Consider the following 17876-nt stretch of genomic DNA (forward strand, 5'->3'; position numbering starts at 1 on the left):
ACCGTCGGGTGACCTTTGATCCATTATTTCGGAAATGGCTCAACCGGAAAGATGGGCCAGCTTCACCAGTTCCGCCTTGCGGCTGGCGGTTTCCAATCCCAGCTCGACGAATTGCCGTGCATGTCTGGCAAGGGCAACATTGTCGTCCCAGAGATTGCGCCAGATCGCAGTCTTCAGCGATAGGTCCTTATCGACGATGGCGGTTGAGAAGGATTCGAAGGTTACGTAGTCGTTCCAGCCGATTGCGACTAAGGCATCGAAAATGGCGGCGAAATCGATATTGCCGGTTCCGAGATAGCCGCGATGGCTTTCGCCGATATGGACGTAGCCGATCTTGTCGCCAGCATGGCGGATAGCGAGCCCGACATCGGCCTCCTCGATGTTCATATGGAACGTGTCGAGATACAGGAAAACGTTGGAGGCGGTGGTATCGCGAATGTAAGCCATGCCCTGGGCGGCAGTGTTCAGCATATTGCTCTCGAACAGGTTGACGATCTCGAGGTTGAGGGTGACGCCGGAAGCCTTTACCTAGTCGGCGACCTTGGTGCGATCGCCAGAATCTACGAGGAGCTTGGCGGTAAGGTGCACTGGATCGGCAAGCCATATCGCGAGATCTACATGCTGGCGATATCCCGTTGGACGAATGCCGAAGCCGGCAGGATCGTCTGCATCGGCGACAGTATCGAACACGACATCAAGGGCGCGGGCGATATGGGTCTGGCCTCCGTGCTGGTGCGCACCGGCATCCTGGCAGCCGCCTCACAGCACGAACCGGCCGAGCTGACGCGGCGACATAATGCAGTTCCGAGCTATCTGATGCCGTGCTTTTCGGTCGACGCAGCGTGAACGGTACGTGCTTGTCCCTGTCCTCAAAGAAAATGGTTCGAAACTCTTGGGTTGATGCGGCGGATCCTGCGCAAAGTCTGGTAGAGGGTGTTCGACTTCATCACAATGTAGCGCGGAGAAACGGTGCCGCCGAAGCCGGAATAGAGCAGGATGGAACCGGCATTCGCCACACCGTCAAAGTCGAAGACCAGCCCCATCGAAGCGGCATTTTTGATGGCACTCCAGATCAACAGAGGGATCGCGCCGTTGCCGCTGTCGGCCGTGCGGGTTGATAACATGTAGTAATACGATCTGGCATCCCAGACACAAAATATAGCTGCCCTGACATCCCCTTTGTCGTCCACTGCGACGTAGAAATGACCACGTCCGCGGTCAAGTGCCCTGGTGGCGACATCTATGCAGGTGACAAAGTCGATATTGGGTTCCTCACCTTTGGCCCTAAGATTGGCGATGGAAAAGCGGAAGAATGCCTGCGGGTCCATGATGTTCGAGACGCCGTAACGCTCCTCTGCCCGACGGATGACATTTCGTGTCTTGTCCCGCATGGCTTTCCACATAACTTCCAGAGGGGCCGGGCCGACTTCGAATGTGAACTGAGCCGTCACCTCGAAATCCTCGGCCTGAAAAGCAAGCACGTCTCTGACGTTGTGGTGCAGCTTCTGACGGAATGAGGAGAACTGCGGCAGCTTGCGGATGAGCTCACGCGTGATCGCCTGACGCTTCACGAAGCGGTTCGGCTCGCTGCCGGAACCGTCGTTGATGCCCGGGCCGAGAAAGTGGGTGAGGGTCGGCATATTGATGCTGTGCAGACCAAGTCTCGTTTCCTTGAGATAGGGCAGTCGGCCCACTGTCCGCCCGCCTTCGGTCACTTCGGATATCTCGGCTCGTCCCTTCGTCGCAGCATCGAGCCACCAGTGCTCGTGAAATATTGTCGGTATCAAAGGATCCAACACTCCGGGCCTCCTCCAAAAGAAATGTGCAAACTTGCTTCTTGAATTGGTTAAGTTGCTGCAGCATCCCCAAAGTACCTCTCTTAGCATACTCAGGCGTCCTCAGAAATGAAGTAATATTTTCCCCCGGCTTAAGATAAAATCCTGCAATCGATCGCTGTTTATATTGATGGGGCGGGCAGTATATTCAGATAGTTTGCGCTTAAACACAGCAATGATTGATGTCAAAACTCTTCGAGAGCGTCCTTAGAATCTCTCGGCCATGTTGCAGCGCTTGATGCTTGCCTCTGTCGCCGCAGCGCTATCATCGGCAATTGTGAGGGTCCGCAGAGTAATTCACGAGTGAAACACTGGCTGCCCGCCATGCGCCGCCGTTCACTCAATCTGTATGCAATCTCCATGAAATCTGCACAGAACCAGGCTATTTCACCGGGCAGTGTTGCCGAGCTTTTCGTTATGCGATCAGCCACAAAGTGCGACTGCAACGGTTACGAAATGGATCGCTTAGTGACGGGATCATGATCGGCAGATCTTATAGTATTGTGTGCCGACCGCACGGCATGGGTCAAAATGACAGTTCCGATATACCGAAGCGCGTACACCGGTGCCTGCAAATCATCCTGTCGATGATGATGTTGGCATTCGCTCTGCCGGCCTGTCAAACGATGGATCTATCTCCACCCGCAGCGCCTCCGCCCTTGCCTTCTGCCTATGCAGGGGCATCGCCCGGCAGTTCTCAGGCTGGCGCCAAGGATCTGGCATGGTGGGAAGGCTTTCACGACCAGATGTTGTCGTCGCTCGTTTCTCGTGCCGCAAACAGCAACCTCACCGTTGCGCAGGCCCAGCAGAACCTTGCAGCGGCAAGAGCGATGGCGCATTCGGCGCTTTCCGGCTATCGGCCGGAGCTGGGGGCAACCGGGATTGCAAATGCTGCAACCGGACCCCGGGTGAATAACGATTTCACGCGGCGTCCGCTGCAATTGAATCTCGAGGCAGGCTGGGAGGTCGCTCTGTTTGGACAAGACAGGCAGGTCCAGAAATCGGCCGATCTGACTGCGCAGATCGCTTATGAGGATCTGGCGGCGGCAAAACTGGCGGTGGCAGCGGAAATCGCCGCCAATTACGTTCACCTTCGGGCGCTCCAAAGACGTCGTGCCGACACTGCCGAGATGATCGGTCTGTTGGAGAAGAATTCCAGACTGGCAAACGTCAGGGAGCAGGTAGGTCTGGCGACGGCGTCCGACACGGAACTGCAGAAATCGGTCATCGACACTGCCAGATCGAGGCTCGTTGAGTTGGAAAGCGAGATCGCTACGTCAGTCCAGCAAATCGCGACCCTCGAAGGAACGTCGACGCCGACGGCGGACCTTCTTAAACCTCAGCCGCAGCCAACCGTCCGAGCCAGCCTGCTGGGAGGCCATCCCGCCGATCTGCTGCGTTTGCGACCCGACGTGCGGCGAGCCGAATTCGCGGTAGCCCAAGCGGGCGCGCAGGTCGGCATTGCGAAAAGCGACCTCTATCCGAAACTACGCCTCTCCGGCACGATAGGGATTGGCGCTCCGATTGGAAGTTCTTTGTTTGGCGCTTCCGGAGGGCCATCGCTGCAAATTCCGCTGTTCGATCTGGGCCGGCGCAAAGACGTCGTCGCGGCGAGCGAAGCCAAATTTCGGGAAGCGGGCCTGGCATACCGGCAGGCCGTTCTCGTTGCCTATGAGGAAGCGTCAAAAGCGCTGCGTGAGTTCAATGCGGCGCGGCAAAAGACGACGCTGCTGAGATCGAGATTGAAGCGAGCGACGATGGTGCGCAACAGCGCTGATAAGCTCGTTCAAGAAGGTCTGGAAGATAAATCGAAGTCCATCAGGGGCGCGCTCGATATATTGGAACTGCGGGCTTCCCTGACAGACAGTATCGAAGACGAAGCCCGCGCCCTCATCGCTTTCTACAAGGCAACAGGTACCGCGCAGCAGGCTTCCTCATCTCCTGTAGCGGAAAGGCGGATGTAGTCATGCCAGTTCCGATCGCGCGCAAAACCCTTATCTACGAATGGCGGCGCTTTTTGCCGGCTGTTGCAGCCGTTGCCTTTTCCGGGCTTCTCATGACGGCCCAAGGAGCGTTGCTGCTTGGGATTGTGAGTGCGAATTCGCTTTATGTATCGCAATCGACCGCCGATTACTGGGCCGGCTATCCCGGCACGCAAAGCGTCGAACTTGGGCGAACGGTGAAAGCGCGCGTGTTGACGAGCCTCTATTCCGAGCCTCTTGTGTCCCATATCGAGCCGTTGCTGCTCGGATCCGGCGACTGGCGCGCCGCCGGAGGCAATGGTGGCGTCAGCGTCACGATCATAGGCATCGATACCGAGACCGGCAGTGCCGGGCTGGCTAAGGTCGTTCCGGCAGGATTGCGCAGCCAGCTGCGCGAGCCCGGTGCCGTGGTCGTTGACGCATCCGACGGCGACAAGCTCTCCGCCAAACCCGGGGATCTGGCAGAGGTCAACGGTCATGCCGTACGCGTGGTCGGCCTCATTGACGGGCTTCGCGGTCTGGGTGGCGTGAATGTCGTCGGTTCGCTCGATACCGCACGCGTGCTTGATCAGACGCTACCTACCGATGGTGCCGCTACCTATTTTCTGTTCGATATCAAAACTGGCGATAAGTCCGCGGGCGTGATCAGGCATCTTAATGAGCGAGCCTCTGCCGACCGGTTCGAGATATGGCCTTCCGGCAGGCTTGCGAGCATGTCGACCAGCTATATGCTGTTCGATTCCGGCGCCGGTATTGCGTTCATCTTTGCGACGCTGATAGCCGCAACCATCGGAGCGCTCATAACCAGCCAGACCCTCATGGCGGCAGTCGCAGGCGCGCTTCCGCAATATGCCACGCTTCGCGCGCTCGGCGTGCCCTTTGGCGAGTTGAGAACCATTGTCGCCGAGCAGGCGGCCTGGGTGGGGGTTTCCGGCCTGATCATCAGCGGCGTATTAAGCCTTCTCATCGCCCTCATTGCGCAGGTCTACAAGGTTCCTTTCGTGCTCGACGGCATCGTCATCCTTCTCGCCTCGCTCGTTGTTCTCGTCGTGGCGGTACTTGCCTGTCTTCTTTCGATTCATCGCCTGCGTCAGGCAGACCCGGCTTCCTTATTGAGATGATATGATGCGATCTGCTATCACTGCTCTCAATCTCCACAAGTCCTTCACCGTCCAGGGCGTTCGTACAAACGCGCTCGTCGATATTTCCGTCGAGATGTATCGCGGTGAATTCGCTGTCCTGAGCGGCCCTTCCGGCTGCGGCAAGAGCACGCTTCTGGCGACGCTCGGCGGTATGACCAAACCCGACAGCGGACAGCTTCGCGCCGGCGAAACCGATCTCTCTTCCTCGACGGACGCGCAGAGAGATGCGTTTCGCCTGAGAAGCTGCGGTTTTATCTTTCAGGGCTTCAATCTCTTTCCGGCACTTTCCGCGCTCGAGCAGGTTCAAGTGCCGCTGGATTACCTCAAGGTTCCGGAAGCCGAGGCACGAGCTCGGGCGCTTGCGGCGCTGGAGCGTGTCGGCCTGCTGCACCGCCAGCATTTACGGCCTTCGCATCTGTCCGGCGGCGAGAAGCAGCGCGTTGCCATTGCGAGAGCCATCGTCAAAGAGCCCGCGATCCTGTTTGCAGACGAGCCGACGAGTGCGCTCGACAGCAGCAATGGGTCGAGGATCGTCGAGATCCTGCGTGATACGGCCAGACAGTTGGGAACGGCGGTTCTGTGCGTCTCGCACGATAGCCGTCTGTTTTCGAAAGCAGATCGCCTCCTCAGGATGGAGGACGGGCGCCTGTTGCCTGAGGAACGGCCCGCCTCCGGGCGAAACACCGATACAAGAGAGTACTGGCATGGATCAAACTAAACGTTCGCGCCGTTTTTGGGCGGCCGGCCTATTGGGTTCGTCCCTGACATTGGGCATTTTATGGACTGCCGTCGGCGTCCCGAAGGCGGACGAAAGCTCGGATGCTGCCGAACGCATTGCGCCAGCAATCACCGCCGCTGCGCGCGGAACAGTCGATGTCGAGGGAGGCCTTTATCGAATAACGGCCGTGCGCGACGGGATCGTTGCCGACGTGCCGGCAAGGGAAGGGGCTTATGTGCGCAAGGGTGATGTCCTTGCCCTTCTCGACAGAAGGCAGGAGGAAGCTGCGGTTCGTATCGCCGAGCGGGAGGTTTCCCAAGCCGAAGATCATCATAAACTCCTCGAAATCAAGGAAAGGAACCTTTCGAAGACCTATGAAAGAATGCGCCGCGCCGCTGCCGGCAAAGCCGTTTCCGATCAGGCACTCGAAGATGCGCGCAACGCCTATGAGACGCAGGCTATCGAGACCAACTCCGTTGCGACGGCCCTGAATATCGCGCGGGAACGTCTCGAAATGGCCAAACGGGAGGTGAGTCTGCGCGAGATCACGGCGCCGGCCGACGGCGTCATCATACGCCAGGCGGTAAAGGCCGGCGAAGCCGTTTCGTCACAGGCGATGAGTGAGATGTTTGTCCTCTTGCCGGATGGCCCGAAAATCGTGCGCGCAGACATTCCGGAAGAATATCTCAACCTTGTCGGTCCTGGCATGACTGTCGAAATCATTCCCGAAGGGCGCTCCACACAAACCGTTTCAGGCCGTGTCGGCCGAGTTTCCAAAGTATTGACACACGCGAAATCGACGGAAAATCCCGGAGAACGCAGCGATATACGTACGGCAAACTGCATCATCACCGTTCCACGCGATGCCCCTTTGGCGATTGGACAGCGCGTCGTTATCCGAGTTCTGAAATGATGCTTCAGTGCCGGAAGAGAGCTCCAGCGCTCTGCGAGAAGTTACTTGAAAGGGAATGCCCGAGCAATGGAGTGATCAATGTCAAGGCAATGATCAGCCGGTGGATGAGATGCGAAAGCCACTTCTCCCAATTCGGCGAAAGGGTCGGAACCTGCTCTTTCACGATATGATTATTGTTTCTCCGTCGAAAGCACGGCCCAGCCGTATCCGGGCAACCGGATCGAGGTCGATCGATCCAGCTCAATCGTTATTGCTGCAGCGGTTCCAGCAAGCAGGTTTTTGGCACCCGGCGCAGGGAGAATGGCGTCGCCATCACGGAGATTAAGGGCGACGAGGATCGTCTGGTTATTTGCCTCCATGGCCCAGACGGCCTGCCGAGCGGTGAGGTGAATTTTTCGGCTTTTGGCTCTGAAGAGCCAGGGATGACGGCGACGAACCCCAATAAGCTGCTGATGAAGCCGGTAAATCGGCCAGCCAAACGGAGCGAGCTCCTCGGGCCTTGCGGGAAAGGCAGGCCGGATTGCATCGTCGCCGCCGACCCGGTTTTCCTTGATGCCTCGGAAAGCTTGCTCGTCACCGGCATAGATGGCCGGCGTGCCGCCGACTGTCATAAGAATGGCAAGAGCGTGAGCGATGTGCCGTTCATCAGTCAACCGGCTCGCCAGCCGCGTGACATCATGATTGCCGACAAAGGTGAGTGGTACGAAATGCTCCAGGAACCCATTGTGCCGCTCCAGCGCCCACTGAAGTTCGAACAGGTTGCAGTCATTGATCGCGCTCCAGATCGCCTTCCACAATTCGTACTGCGTCACTGCGTCGACGCCGGTCGCCGTTACAAAGCCATTGTAGTCGCCGTGGATGACCTCGCCGAATATGTAAGCGTGGGGATGGCGCTGGCGGACATCCGTCAACACCGTTTTCCAGAATGGGCGAGATACTGCATAGGCTGCGTCAAGCCGCCACCCTGAAGCGCCACGGTCCAGCCAGTGGTTCATGACATTCGTCACATAGTCGGTAACATCCGAAGAATCATGGTCCAACGCCACCAGTGCATGATGTCCCTCGAACGTCGCATAGGCGGGGCCGCCCGTGTCGTCCTTGCCGCCGAGCAAGCGGAACCAGCTCGCCTCCTGAGAGGCCGTTCCATTCTCAATGGCGGCACGGAAAAGCGGAAAATCCCTTCCGACATGGTTAAAGACGCCATCAAGGATGACTTTCAATCCACGTCGTCGCGCCTCCATGATGAGCTGGTCGAAATCGCAATCGTCACCAAGGCGGGGATCGATGCGAAAATGATCGATCGTGTCGTAGCCGTGTGTCGATGAGGTAAAAATCGGCCCCAACAGCAGACCCGATGCCCCCAGCGCGACGGCATAGTCGAGCCAATCGACGATATGGTTCAGGCGATGACGAATGCCCGCATGGGCCCTCTGCTCGGCGCCGACGAAACCGAGGGGATAAACGTGCCAGAAGATGGCGTTATCGATCCAATGCGCCATGAGCATCGATCTCCAATCTGCCTTGATCATCAAAGGCGAGCTTGAGCATAATGTCGGTTGCCGCGATCAACGTCGTGCGCTCGCTTTCTGAAAGCACGCGCAACATCGCCTCGCGCAACCACGCCTGTCGCGCGCGCAGATCATTTGCGAGCACCGTCTTGCCCTTCTCTGTCAGAGCGATGATCAACGCTCGCTGGTCAGCCGGATCTCGCCGGCGTTCGATCAGTCCATCGCCTTCAAGACCGGCTACGATCCGTGTCAGAGATTGAGGCTGAAGGCGTTCCTCGGTCGCCAGTTGCACAGCGGGCATCGGTCCGAGGCGACCGAGCGTTCCCAGAAGACTGATGGCAGCGAGCGTCGGCGCGCCTTGCGGGCGCTCGCCGCGCAGCCGCCGTCCGAGCGCCAGGACGGCGCGCAGGAGAGAGAGGGCTTCTTGATCGACTTTATTTATCATATACTACGCATAGCGTATTAATTGAAGGAAGGCGAGCATTCATCGCCATTCCCCACCGCGGATATAAGTCGTACGCCGGTATCTGAACCGCGTGGTCGGCTTCGACGGCACGTCCTTTCCAGGTCTCGCCCGGTTTTTCAGATATTTGGAACGCAATCGCTGAAGGACAGCATTGCGCCCCAATTTGGCTCTCGTCATTCAAACGGTACGCTCGGAGCCCCACGCTTTACCGCGCGACCTGACGAGCTTCAGTTACCGGCGGACATTGCGCTCGGATCCATCCATACGGCTTCCCAGACGTGACCGTCCGGATCGGCGAGATTGCGATTATACAGAAAGCCGAGGTCCTGTTTTGGATTGATGTCCGCTTGCCCGCCATGTGCCGCGGCGGCATTATTCATCTGGTCGACGGCCTTACGGCTCTCGCAGGATATAGCCAGCATCACTTCGCTTGAGGTTGCCGGCGGGATCGGGCGGCTGGTGAAACCGCGCCACTTTTCGTGAGTGAGGAGCATGACGTTGATCGTCTCGCTCACCACCATGCAGGCCGAGCTATCGTCACTGAACTGGGCGTTATTGGCAAATCCCAGGGCTGCATAGAAGGCCTTGGACCGAGCCAGGTCGGTCACCGGCAGGTTCACGAAAATCATCTTGGTCATTTTTGGTTTCCTTTCTTCACGGCAGGACAGGGCCGCACCCGCGGTCGATATCCGCTGGCTGATGCCCGCCGTGACCGTTACGGTGGTTGCTTGCCCGGCAGAAATGCCGCAATCCGACCGTGAAAGAATTGATGTTTGGTAAGAAATCGCGTCAGCCTCTGTCTGGCCTTGTGATAGCGATTGTCTTTCGCAGCCGGCTGAGGCTTTCCGGAGTGATGCCCAACCAGGCGGCGATGTGATGCTGCTTCAAACGCTTATGCAGTTCCGGCTCCTTGCGGATAAAATCGATATAGCGCTGCATCGCGTCGTCATGCCTGAACGCAATCTCGCCCGGTTCTTTGTCGATAATCCAATGGCGCTCCATGTACCGGATATAAAAGGCGGCAATGTCGGCAAAGTCGCTGACGAGCAACCTAAAAGCCGCAAAGTCATATTCGAGGACGGTGGTGTTCTCGATCGCCGTAATCGCGAAAGGGCTGGGCTCGCCGAGCAGGGTCGCGCTGACCGAAGAAGCAATGCGGTTCTCAGGAAAGAAGCATTTGATAATCATGTTGCCGTCGCGGCCGACATAGCGCTGACACAGCAGGCCTTTGACGACGAAGGCATAGGTCGTCGGTACGTCGCCCGCCCGAATGAAGGGCTCCTCCTTACGATACTGTCTCGGCCGCAGGAGTGATGACCAGGCGAGCTCGGCTTTTTCTGACAGAGGGGTGTAGGTCCGGATTTTGGTGAAGAATGCTTCTGTGTTCATGAGCTCAATCCGCGAGTCGGCGATGATTTTAATCTGGCCCATCTCATCGCCGTGGGAAAAGAGTAATCTGGTGGCGTCCGGCGACATTTATAGGTTGCGCTTGGCGCATCTTGCCGCCGGAGTTCGTTCGTTTGGTCGCGATGGTCAGAACGCGCTCTTCACCACTCCGCCATCGACCCGAAGCGCGGCACCATTGGTAGCCGAAGACAGGGGGCTTGCTACATAGGCGACCATGGTCGCGATTTCCTCAGGCTGGGTGAAGCGCTTGATCAGGGAAGTCGGCCGGATTTTCTCGAAGAATTCGGTCTCGAATTGCGCGAAAGTCTTTCCTTCCGAGCCGGGCAGCGCGGCGACGAAATCGACGACGCCGCGCGATTTCGTTGGACCTGGCAAGACGCTGTTGACCGTGATTCCGGTGCCCGCAACGGATTCCGCAATACCACGCGCCACTGCAATCTGGGCCGCCTTGGTCACGCCGTAATGCACCATCTCGGCCGGAATATGCACGCCGCTTTCGCTCGAGATGAAGATGATACGACCCCAGTTACGCTGGCGCATCGAGGGCAGACAAAGGCGGGCGAGACGAACGCCAGAAATCACGTTGACATCGAAGAACCGACGCCAGTCAGCGTCCGGGATCTCCTCGAACGGCTTGGGTTCGAATATCCCAAGGTTGTTGACGAGGATCTCGACATTCGGAAAGCGCCTTACGATTTCATCTGCGGCCTGCTCGGTTGCGAGATCGCCGGCAAACCCCTCCACGCGGCCGCTTCCAATCGCAGCAAGTTCGGCAACCGCACGATCGACCGCTTCTTGGGTCCGCCCATTGACAATAACGTGGGCACCCTCGCGCAAGAGAGTTGCCGCGATTGCGTGACCGATGCCGGCGGTGCTGCCGGTGACCAGAGCTAATTTGCCGTCGAGTTCGAGATTCATGATGCTTCTCCAATGAAAACCTCAGGGGTGGAATGTGTAGAACGCCTGAGCGCGCCGGGCGTTAAACCGTGGCTGCCACAAGGGCATTCAGGACTTTCAGGCAAATACTGCGATACAGACCGACAGCCAGAGCAAGGCAATTCCAAGCGCCAGCGCTCGCCGCGCGCCAACCACCTTTTCTTCATCCTCGCGCGCCACCGGCGTTGTTACGATCCAGGGAACGGAACCCAGCGCCGCAAAGCCTATGAGTGCCAGGGCCACCACAAAATAATCCGGGACATGCCAGCGCCCTTGCTCATAAACGCCCCAGTAGCCAAGGAACGCCATCCCAACTGCGAACATGGTTGCCGATGCCGAGCAAAGCCCGGTAACCGAGCCTGCCGGCGCGCGCATCCTGCTTTCTTCCGGTGTTGATCCGTTCATGATAAGCCCACGACAGCAAACAGCTCCTTCCATCATGTCAGCAAATGAGCAGAAGGTGAAGCGACTGCGGGTGTTGCTCCAGGGGAGGTCATCGCAGGAGCGCTACGATCCACATATATGCAAGACTGCGATTTTTAGTTGCGCTGCATGTCGGTCAGCGCGTGTCGCATCGATGTGCTCGAAATACCGAAAAAGCCGCCATAGGGAAGGTCGAGATCCAGGATTACGAACATGACGCTTGCGACCGAGATGATGGCCACAAGGACAATCGCGCCGGCGAGTGGGTTTTTGGGAGCCTGAAGCCCGAAACTCAAAAATACCAGCATAAGCCAGAAGATGAGAACGCCAAGAAATGGCGCGGAAAGCGAGCCATGTGCATCTTCGATGACGGTCCATCGCGCGGCCATGACATTGCTGAAAAGCTGGCTGCAGCGGGTCGCAAGGGCCTGATGCAAGGGGTCGGCGGGCTGCAGGCGGTCAATGTTAAGCCCGACATTATTCAACATCGATCCAAGGGCCGGCGCCTCGCCGGTCAAAGGCAAGTCCGAGATGTCGGGATATTTCTCGCCCTGCGGAGGCGCTTCATCGGGCCAGGTGCTGGCAATGACGGCAGCGGTATAGCTGCGCAACAGCTGCCTCTCATTGTCGAGGGCCGAGCCGTAATTTTTCAGGCAACCGTCCATCTCGGCGAGCTCCGCGGCATAACGATTGCGATCGTGGGAGGCGGCGGTGAAGGCATTGAGTTCCGATGCCAGCAACAAACTCATGACAAGGGCTGCAAAAGTCACGAGCAGTGCGGTTACCACCCGAAGAAAGTCCATTGTCTCGTTGCCGCGATGCGGCGCAGGCAATTTGGTGCGCAGTATCGAGCCGACGAAAGCGCCTAGGGCAAGAAGAACAAGCAAGACCAGCGACCAGATCGCTTCTCGTTGCATCGAACATGCTCCAACTGCATCTAATCGTTGAGTATGTCACGTTCCAGCATAAGGGAATACATCTCAATGTCGAATGGCGCAGACGTGGTGCATTTGCTTTTGCTTCACTTTGCGCGGGTTCGAAGCGTGCGCGGCAATCGCACTAACCGCTATCGGCGCGGGGATCGTGCGCCCTGATCCGAGGTCGAATTATCTTTGAATATGGGTCTTCGATCGTCCAAGAGGCGCAAAATCAGGTTCCCTTTTCTCTGGCGGTGAGTGAGTTCGATGTCGCTAACCAGCCTTGCGCCACCCTGGCGGCGCTCCAGGGTAATCTTGCGGCTGTGGAAGGCTTCCAGCTCAGCCCTGTGCGCGACGCTGATAATGGTGACCTTCGGCAATTCGCGGATGATCATCTCCATCATATTATCCTGGCTCTTCTCATCAAGGGCTGAGGTTGCCTCATCCAGCACGATGATATCGGGATCGTGCAGCAGAAGACGCGCGAAGGCGAGCCTCTGCTTTTCGCCGCCTGACAACGTCTGATCCCAGGGTGCGTCCTCCTCGATCTTTTCGTTGAGATAGTCGAGACCAACCTTTTCAAGGGCGGCCTTGATCTCGTCCGGCGTCCAGTCGTCGGCCGCGCGGGGATAGGCGACGGCGCGGCGAAGTGTGCCCGACGGTATGTAAGGCCGCTGCGGCAACATGAACAACCGGCTATCGGGGTGGACATTGACGCCGCCATGACCCCAAGGCCACAGACCGGAAATTGCCCGTATCAGCGTGCTTTTGCCCGAACCGGATTCGCCGGCGACCAAGACGCGTTCCCCCGGATCGATTTCCACCTCCGTTTCCTTAACTACGGACGTGCCGTCGTCGAGCGTCACGGAGAGATCGTTGAGCGACAACATTGTCTCGTCTTCGGTTTCTCCATGCTTGATCCGTCCGAGCGTATCGTTCTTTTCGGCGCGCTCGAGCCCATCAAGCGAGGTCATAAGCGAGGCGACACGATGCGCCGAGGCGTTCCAGTCGGCAAGGCGCGGATAATTGTCGACCAGCCATCCGAATGCGCTCTGAACGATGGCGAAGGCAGAGGCAGCCTGCATGACTTGACCGAGCGTCATACTGCCTTCCAGAAATTTCGGCGCACAAAGCAGGACCGGCACGACAGGCGCAATCAACATGGAGACCTGCGACACGAGGGTCGTGCGCATATATTGATGGGCAAGCAGCGCCCACTGTTTCAACACGTTTCCGAATGTCCGCTCGAGGTCGTTGCGCTCTTCCTCTTCACCGCCGAGCAATGCGATGCTCTCACCGTTTTCGCGGACATGCGTCAGCGTGTAGCGAAACTCCGCTTCCACCTGGTTTTTGACCTCGGAAACCCGCACGAAGTGGCGGCCGATGACCGCCATAGAGGTAGACGTGATCACGGCGTAAAGGACCGCCGTGACGACGAGGAAGCCGGGAATCGTAATGATTGAACCGGCGACCTCGAAAGTCAGGGCGCCGCCGATCGTCCAGAGGACCACGATGAAGGTCGAGGCCGAGAGAAATGCTGAAATGACGCCAGCAATGAAATCGACCGGGGATTCCGTGGCGATCCGCAAATCCTCCGAGAGACGGGCCTCGGGGTTCTTGTGATCGTCGCCGCCGATCAGATTCAGTTGATAATAGCGGCCGTTGGCGAGCCACCGGGCGATCAAAGCGGTTGTGAGCCAGAAGCGCCAGCGTCTTTGCATCATCATACGAACATAGACTTGTATGGTGACGAGGGCGACGCTGCCGAGCACGAGTGGGGGAAACACCGCGCTCAGGACGTAGACGGCATGAGCGTTGCGTTGCTCGATCGCGTCAAAAATCGCCCGGTTCCAGATATTGATCCCATACTGGAAACAGACATTCAGGCCGATTAGGGCAAGGAGGCCAATCGAGCATGGCCAGGCAAAACGGTCTCCACGACGGCTCCAATAACCGCGGGCGCTGATCCAGAAACGGCTGAGCAAATATCGTTTGCGTGCCTGCTCTGTTTGCTCGGGGGTCAAATCCGGGTCAGGTTCTACTAAATCGGGTGGCCGCTCGGCCTCGATAGTCGAACTCTTCCCCCGATGCAACCTTTCGGCATCAGCCGGCTTGGCATCATCGACCGATTTCGGAATGGATTTTGCGTCGGTCATAAGCACGACAACGGCCCAAAATTCAAAAAGTTTCACCCTTGATCATGAGCATGCATCCAGTGGCTTGGAGGACATGCTGCGCGGAAGCAGCGCGAGGGTTAAAAGACTTGAGGGAACCGTCGACCGCAAAGGGCGTTTCAATGAGAGGAGGAATTCACCATGTGCCCGCAAATGCCGATTACGGCCTCAGACTTCGCACCTGCGCTTGGACTGCCGAACCCCATACAATATTTCCCCGAGCCATCGCCTCGCCTTCCGGCTTCGGAGAGCGAAAAGGAGGCTTACGAGAAGGGGGTGAAGGATGGAAAATGCGACGCCGAAAATAGAAAGAACCCCTATTCCGAGGATAGCGAACAGGCGAAAGCCTACGAGCATGGCTACCTTGATGGGCAGAAGATCCGGTTCGCAGAGTAGATATATAGCGACGGAAAACAGCACACTCGCGGTAGTCCGTGCTGTTGAAGCGAAAGGCTTTCGAACTTAATAGCGTTGATGCGAGTAGCGGGAATTGCTTGGCATAGGTTCATGGAACTCTATGTTTCGACCGACGTTTGCTGATCGCGATCTCTTCGATCCTGGAGATCTTTACAGGAGGCTATCGTGTTTAAATTTCCTGTTTTATTCAGCATCATCCTCTTTCCAACCGCCGTTCTTGCCCAGTCCCCTGATCTAGAAGCAACATGCAAGACCGTCGCCAAGAATTTCTTTTTATCGGACGGGCTTGCGATTGGAACGGTGCAGTCCTTTCCGGAACTCAAGCCGCCTGGCGTTCGTATGACCTACTCCACCCGGCCCGGCACTGCGGCAGCCGAGATGAGCGACACTTTCGAATGCGAGTTCGAAAAGGCGGACAAGCCTCACAACCTCGTCAAATTTTGCGTCTCCAGCACATGCTATGTGCCTAATGACGGGGATGCGGATCGCAAGCGACATTTTGAGGAGATGCGAGTTCTTCTGCAGCGATCTGAGAAATAGGGGTGCTAAAGGGCTGAGGCCGCTCTTACCAATGAACCTCTGCCGAGTTCTCGCCGCAGCTATGAAATGTGACGGGAAGGGGCCGTCCCGGAGAATATTTGTCGTAATCAATTAAGGAAGGGCGCCGGCCAGCCCACCGTCATGGTTGATCGGGTGGGCTGGCATTCGGATCATGGTCTCATCGCCTTCAGCGTCTCATCACATTCATGACGAGCGAAACGACGAAGAAGATAAGAAAGATAAAGAACAGGACCTGGGCGATCGACGCAGAGGCGCCTGCTATGCCGCCGAAGCCGAGGGCTCCTGCAATCAAGGCCACGACGAGAAATACCAGTGCATAATAAAGCATTTCGCTCTCCATTGGTTGCTGGATGGAGAACGGAGTAAAGTGCACTTTGTTCCTTGAATGGGGCTGGCGTTACGCCGTGGTTACGGCTTGTTTCAACCAAACTTGCTTTCCGCCGGCGTCCGGCGGCGGCGGTTCGGCGGCATCCAGATACATCTTTACCGGAGCCGTGAGCACAAACCACAGGCTGGCGCCAAGCAGGAAGGTGCCTGCCGCCTCGTCGCCGGCGTAGACACAGAAGGGGAAAATGACGGCGGTAAGCAAAACTGTCAGTCGGGTCGCCCATTCGCTCTCACGCTTACGCGTGGCTGTAGCTGCCAGTGCCTGATAGGATCGTATATCGTAATTGCGCCCCATTCGACCCGGCATCAAAAATCGCAATGACGGAACGGAAAGCATGAAGAGCGTGCCGATGGCGAAAGCGTAAATCGGGCCATTCAGCAACAGGCCGCTTGCCGCCATAAGGGCAAGAACAACGATAAGGCTCCATGACGGGCTTAGCGTCTGCGGAGAAAGACCGGTTTGTTTGTGCCACAGCCGCATGGCTGCCGATCCGCCACGAAGCAGCGGAAGATCGATGTAGCGATTGAGCAATTCCATAGTGCGCCCTTCCAATGTCGGCGCAGCCAAACATCAGAAGAATCCGGCACCAGCATGGCAAGACTGAAAATCCGCCGATACAGTTGAGGTTACCCGGCGTTTTCCCATGCGCGGATGGAGGAACGGCCGTTATCGTCGTAGCGGAAACGCGAATAGCCTTTAGTTCCCATGCTATGTGGAATCGAATAATGTCTCTTCTCATCGCGAATGGTCAGAGAGTATTGAGAATGTCTATGCAGCTGATCTACTACAGGCTCAAAAGGGCAATAGCCCTGGGCATTCTGATTGTTTTTCCGGCTGTTGTCTGTGCGTCCTGCTCGACGGGAGATCGAAGTGGCGGTCAATCGGGTTCCGTAGCGGCAAGCAAATCGACAGATCCTGCCGCCGCCAAAAAAGCGGCCGAGCGGCGGCGATGGGCGGAGAGAGTCCAACGAGATAATGAGCTTGCTCCAGGCGGCTCGACACCGGGCTACTACGGCTCTTTCGGTCCTCGTTTCACTTGGTGAGCGATAGAAGGGCGGTCTTCAGAACTTCGTCATGCATTCTTGCTTTTACACAGTTCCGGACGCAAAACCGCTTCGCACTTTTGCTGGAACTGCTCTAGGTTTGCGTCCTCGTTGCCGAGCCGGCGAGATTCGGGCCTCTCACACCGGGCTCGATCAAGCACGTCAATAGCTGATTAATCCACCCTTCGACCCGACGTGCGATGTTCCGGCTCCAATGGTGTTGGATCCAAGCCTTTCAAAGCCTGGATATCGCCTTGTAATGCGATATGCCACTCCTTATATTTCCGACATCACTCACATAATTGGCCACAGCGGACGGCTGAAGTCGTCGGCGCTCCCGTGCGCAACAGCGCCGGACCGCCATTTCGCCGAATGGCCGGTAAGGAATTTCAATTGAACAAAGCAAATATCCCCGCCGCTCCGGCGGCGATGGAGCCGCGCGACCGCGGTGAACGCATCGAACGACCGGACAAAAACCAGAAGCCATATCCCTGCCTGCTCACGCGCGCCGAATTGAAGGCGATCATAGCCGAGCAGCTCGGTTGAGCGGAACTATCAACGAAACAAGGAGAACGAGAATGCAAGTCATCGTTAGAGACAACAATGTCGAACAGGCCATTCGGGCACTGAAAAAGAAGATGCAGCGTGAAGGTCTGTTCCGCGAGATGAAGGAACATCGGGCCTATGAAAAGCCGTCCGAGCGGCGTGTGCGCGAAAGGGCGCAAGCGATTGCCCGCCAGCGCAAGGCTACTCGCAAGAAGATGCAGCGTGAAGGGCTTCTTCCTTCCTCCAGGCGCCGGGCGGCGGCTCGATAAATCATGGGCACCTACGAAAGGATAACATAATGGAAGAACTGCACAGCATTACGGTTTCGGAGCAGCGGCTGGAAGACTGCCGCGATGCTATTGAGTTCGATCTGCAGGAGCTGATCCGGAGCACGATTGTCTCCGGTTTCTCGGCCGAAGAGGTCCTGATTGCGATCAGCGAACTTGTCGCGGAGGATTTCGCCGCGGTCGCGAAAGTTCCAAGTGTCCATTAAACAGAAG

The 17876-nt window shown here is 57.3% G+C and carries 21 protein-coding genes and 1 pseudogene; 10 read left to right on the plus strand and 12 right to left on the minus strand.

What is annotated here, in order from left to right; genetic code table 11:
• Nucleotides 1-39 precede the first annotated feature (39 nt).
• Nucleotides 40-543 (minus strand): annotated as a pseudogene (locus tag FHT73_RS11640) (sugar phosphate isomerase/epimerase family protein); the annotation flags it as partial.
• 39 nt (nucleotides 544-582) lie between these two features.
• Here FHT73_RS11640 and FHT73_RS11645 point away from each other — a divergent pair.
• Nucleotides 583-846: an HAD hydrolase-like protein gene (locus tag FHT73_RS11645; RefSeq protein ID WP_348648131.1), complete on the plus strand. Its 264-nt coding sequence runs from the start codon at nucleotides 583-585 to the stop codon at nucleotides 844-846.
• A gap of 23 nt (nucleotides 847-869) precedes the next feature.
• Here the strand turns inward: FHT73_RS11645 and FHT73_RS11650 are convergent, their stop codons facing one another.
• Nucleotides 870-1799 (minus strand): GNAT family N-acetyltransferase, encoded by a 930-nt coding sequence (locus FHT73_RS11650; RefSeq protein WP_112608996.1) that lies wholly within the window; start codon nucleotides 1797-1799, stop codon nucleotides 870-872.
• Between the two features lie 695 nt (nucleotides 1800-2494).
• Here FHT73_RS11650 and FHT73_RS11655 point away from each other — a divergent pair.
• Genes FHT73_RS11655 through FHT73_RS11670 form a run of 4 tightly spaced genes read left to right on the plus strand, consistent with a single transcriptional unit; the run spans nucleotide 2495 to nucleotide 6590 of the window.
• Nucleotides 2495-3799, plus strand: a complete 1305-nt coding sequence (locus FHT73_RS11655) for a TolC family protein (RefSeq protein ID WP_246712084.1) — start codon at nucleotides 2495-2497, stop codon at nucleotides 3797-3799.
• 2 nt (nucleotides 3800-3801) lie between these two features.
• The gene (locus FHT73_RS11660; RefSeq protein WP_183711718.1) at nucleotides 3802-4938 is read left to right on the plus strand and encodes an FtsX-like permease family protein; all 1137 of its coding nucleotides are present in this window, start codon (nucleotides 3802-3804) and stop codon (nucleotides 4936-4938) included.
• A gap of 1 nt (nucleotide 4939) precedes the next feature.
• The gene (locus FHT73_RS11665) at nucleotides 4940-5677 is read left to right on the plus strand and encodes an ABC transporter ATP-binding protein (protein WP_246712083.1); all 738 of its coding nucleotides are present in this window, start codon (nucleotides 4940-4942) and stop codon (nucleotides 5675-5677) included.
• Nucleotides 5664-6590, plus strand: coding sequence for an HlyD family efflux transporter periplasmic adaptor subunit (locus FHT73_RS11670; protein WP_183711720.1), 927 nt, complete (start codon nucleotides 5664-5666; stop codon nucleotides 6588-6590). Before FHT73_RS11665 ends, FHT73_RS11670 begins: the two co-directional genes overlap by 14 nt.
• Before the next feature lie 170 nt (nucleotides 6591-6760).
• On the opposite strand, the gene FHT73_RS11675 is transcribed toward FHT73_RS11670, so the two are convergent.
• From FHT73_RS11675 to FHT73_RS11710, 8 genes are all read right to left on the minus strand, one after another.
• The gene (locus FHT73_RS11675; protein WP_112412517.1) at nucleotides 6761-8089 is read right to left on the minus strand and encodes an alpha-amylase family protein; all 1329 of its coding nucleotides are present in this window, start codon (nucleotides 8087-8089) and stop codon (nucleotides 6761-6763) included.
• The gene (locus FHT73_RS11680; protein ID WP_112337737.1) at nucleotides 8070-8543 is read right to left on the minus strand and encodes a MarR family transcriptional regulator; all 474 of its coding nucleotides are present in this window, start codon (nucleotides 8541-8543) and stop codon (nucleotides 8070-8072) included. Before FHT73_RS11680 ends, FHT73_RS11675 begins: the two co-directional genes overlap by 20 nt.
• Before the next feature lie 248 nt (nucleotides 8544-8791).
• A complete protein-coding gene (locus FHT73_RS11685) occupies nucleotides 8792-9202 on the minus strand; it encodes a VOC family protein (RefSeq protein WP_183711722.1) in 411 nt (136 codons plus the stop codon).
• Nucleotides 9203-9353: 151 nt separating this feature from the next.
• Nucleotides 9354-10040, minus strand: a complete 687-nt coding sequence (locus tag FHT73_RS11690) for a Crp/Fnr family transcriptional regulator (protein WP_112609008.1) — start codon at nucleotides 10038-10040, stop codon at nucleotides 9354-9356.
• Between the two features lie 57 nt (nucleotides 10041-10097).
• Nucleotides 10098-10889, minus strand: a complete 792-nt coding sequence (locus tag FHT73_RS11695; RefSeq protein WP_183711724.1) for an SDR family oxidoreductase — start codon at nucleotides 10887-10889, stop codon at nucleotides 10098-10100.
• A gap of 96 nt (nucleotides 10890-10985) precedes the next feature.
• A complete protein-coding gene (locus tag FHT73_RS11700; RefSeq protein ID WP_246712082.1) occupies nucleotides 10986-11282 on the minus strand; it encodes a hypothetical protein in 297 nt (98 codons plus the stop codon).
• Nucleotides 11283-11446: 164 nt separating this feature from the next.
• Entirely contained in the window at nucleotides 11447-12247 is an 801-nt protein-coding gene (locus FHT73_RS11705) for a hypothetical protein (RefSeq protein WP_183711725.1), read from the minus strand.
• Nucleotides 12248-12396: 149 nt separating this feature from the next.
• Complete coding sequence (locus FHT73_RS11710; RefSeq protein WP_183711727.1) at nucleotides 12397-14403, minus strand: ABC transporter ATP-binding protein/permease; 2007 nt, start codon at nucleotides 14401-14403, stop codon at nucleotides 12397-12399.
• 159 nt (nucleotides 14404-14562) lie between these two features.
• Between FHT73_RS11710 and FHT73_RS11715 the strand changes: the two genes are divergently transcribed.
• Both FHT73_RS11715 and FHT73_RS11720 read left to right on the plus strand, forming a co-directional pair.
• Nucleotides 14563-14817 carry a hypothetical protein gene (locus FHT73_RS11715; protein ID WP_112337731.1) on the plus strand — a complete coding sequence of 85 codons (255 nt, stop codon included), beginning with the start codon at nucleotides 14563-14565 and terminating at the stop codon, nucleotides 14815-14817.
• Between the two features lie 186 nt (nucleotides 14818-15003).
• A complete protein-coding gene (locus FHT73_RS11720) occupies nucleotides 15004-15378 on the plus strand; it encodes a hypothetical protein (protein ID WP_183711729.1) in 375 nt (124 codons plus the stop codon).
• Between the two features lie 187 nt (nucleotides 15379-15565).
• Here FHT73_RS11720 and FHT73_RS11725 read toward each other — a convergent pair whose 3' ends face one another.
• Nucleotides 15566-15727 (minus strand): DUF1328 domain-containing protein, encoded by a 162-nt coding sequence (locus FHT73_RS11725; protein WP_015343210.1) that lies wholly within the window; start codon nucleotides 15725-15727, stop codon nucleotides 15566-15568.
• Between the two features lie 69 nt (nucleotides 15728-15796).
• Complete coding sequence (locus tag FHT73_RS11730; protein WP_112609016.1) at nucleotides 15797-16324, minus strand: hypothetical protein; 528 nt, start codon at nucleotides 16322-16324, stop codon at nucleotides 15797-15799.
• 899 nt (nucleotides 16325-17223) lie between these two features.
• Here FHT73_RS11730 and FHT73_RS11735 point away from each other — a divergent pair.
• From FHT73_RS11735 to FHT73_RS11745, 3 genes are read left to right on the plus strand one after another with little or no spacing between them, the layout of a single operon-like run.
• Nucleotides 17224-17376: a hypothetical protein gene (locus tag FHT73_RS11735; RefSeq protein WP_183711731.1), complete on the plus strand. Its 153-nt coding sequence runs from the start codon at nucleotides 17224-17226 to the stop codon at nucleotides 17374-17376.
• Nucleotides 17377-17408: 32 nt separating this feature from the next.
• Nucleotides 17409-17645 (plus strand): 30S ribosomal protein S21, encoded by a 237-nt coding sequence (rpsU, locus tag FHT73_RS11740; RefSeq protein ID WP_112609018.1) that lies wholly within the window; start codon nucleotides 17409-17411, stop codon nucleotides 17643-17645.
• Nucleotides 17646-17674: 29 nt separating this feature from the next.
• On the plus strand, nucleotides 17675-17869 hold the full coding sequence (locus FHT73_RS11745) for a hypothetical protein (protein ID WP_015343205.1): 195 nt from the start codon (nucleotides 17675-17677) through the stop codon (nucleotides 17867-17869).
• The last annotated feature ends 7 nt before the right edge of the window (nucleotides 17870-17876 follow it).

It is taken from the genome of Rhizobium sp. BK098 (assembly GCF_014193155.1).
Lineage (GTDB): Bacteria > Pseudomonadota > Alphaproteobacteria > Rhizobiales > Rhizobiaceae > Rhizobium.

What these genes read in the sequence shown, in the direction of transcription:
- FHT73_RS11660 (WP_183711718.1), top strand. Translation starts at nt 3,802, where the DNA reads ATGCCAGTTCCGATCGCGCGCAAAACCCTTATCTACGAATGGCGGCGC.
- FHT73_RS11665 (WP_246712083.1), top strand. Translation starts at nt 4,940, where the DNA reads ATGATGCGATCTGCTATCACTGCTCTCAATCTCCACAAGTCCTTCACC.
- FHT73_RS11670 (WP_183711720.1), top strand. Translation starts at nt 5,664, where the DNA reads ATGGATCAAACTAAACGTTCGCGCCGTTTTTGGGCGGCCGGCCTATTG.
- FHT73_RS11675 (WP_112412517.1), bottom strand. Translation starts at nt 8,089, where the DNA reads ATGGCGCATTGGATCGATAACGCCATCTTCTGGCACGTTTATCCCCTC.
- FHT73_RS11680 (WP_112337737.1), bottom strand. Translation starts at nt 8,543, where the DNA reads ATGATAAATAAAGTCGATCAAGAAGCCCTCTCTCTCCTGCGCGCCGTC.
- FHT73_RS11685 (WP_183711722.1), bottom strand. Translation starts at nt 9,202, where the DNA reads ATGACCAAGATGATTTTCGTGAACCTGCCGGTGACCGACCTGGCTCGG.
- FHT73_RS11690 (WP_112609008.1), bottom strand. Translation starts at nt 10,040, where the DNA reads ATGTCGCCGGACGCCACCAGATTACTCTTTTCCCACGGCGATGAGATG.
- FHT73_RS11695 (WP_183711724.1), bottom strand. Translation starts at nt 10,889, where the DNA reads ATGAATCTCGAACTCGACGGCAAATTAGCTCTGGTCACCGGCAGCACC.
- FHT73_RS11700 (WP_246712082.1), bottom strand. Translation starts at nt 11,282, where the DNA reads ATGCGCGCGCCGGCAGGCTCGGTTACCGGGCTTTGCTCGGCATCGGCA.
- FHT73_RS11705 (WP_183711725.1), bottom strand. Translation starts at nt 12,247, where the DNA reads ATGCAACGAGAAGCGATCTGGTCGCTGGTCTTGCTTGTTCTTCTTGCC.
- FHT73_RS11710 (WP_183711727.1), bottom strand. Translation starts at nt 14,403, where the DNA reads ATGACCGACGCAAAATCCATTCCGAAATCGGTCGATGATGCCAAGCCG.
- FHT73_RS11715 (WP_112337731.1), top strand. Translation starts at nt 14,563, where the DNA reads ATGTGCCCGCAAATGCCGATTACGGCCTCAGACTTCGCACCTGCGCTT.
- FHT73_RS11725 (WP_015343210.1), bottom strand. Translation starts at nt 15,727, where the DNA reads ATGCTTTATTATGCACTGGTATTTCTCGTCGTGGCCTTGATTGCAGGA.
- FHT73_RS11730 (WP_112609016.1), bottom strand. Translation starts at nt 16,324, where the DNA reads ATGGAATTGCTCAATCGCTACATCGATCTTCCGCTGCTTCGTGGCGGA.
- rpsU (WP_112609018.1), top strand. Translation starts at nt 17,409, where the DNA reads ATGCAAGTCATCGTTAGAGACAACAATGTCGAACAGGCCATTCGGGCA.
- FHT73_RS11745 (WP_015343205.1), top strand. Translation starts at nt 17,675, where the DNA reads ATGGAAGAACTGCACAGCATTACGGTTTCGGAGCAGCGGCTGGAAGAC.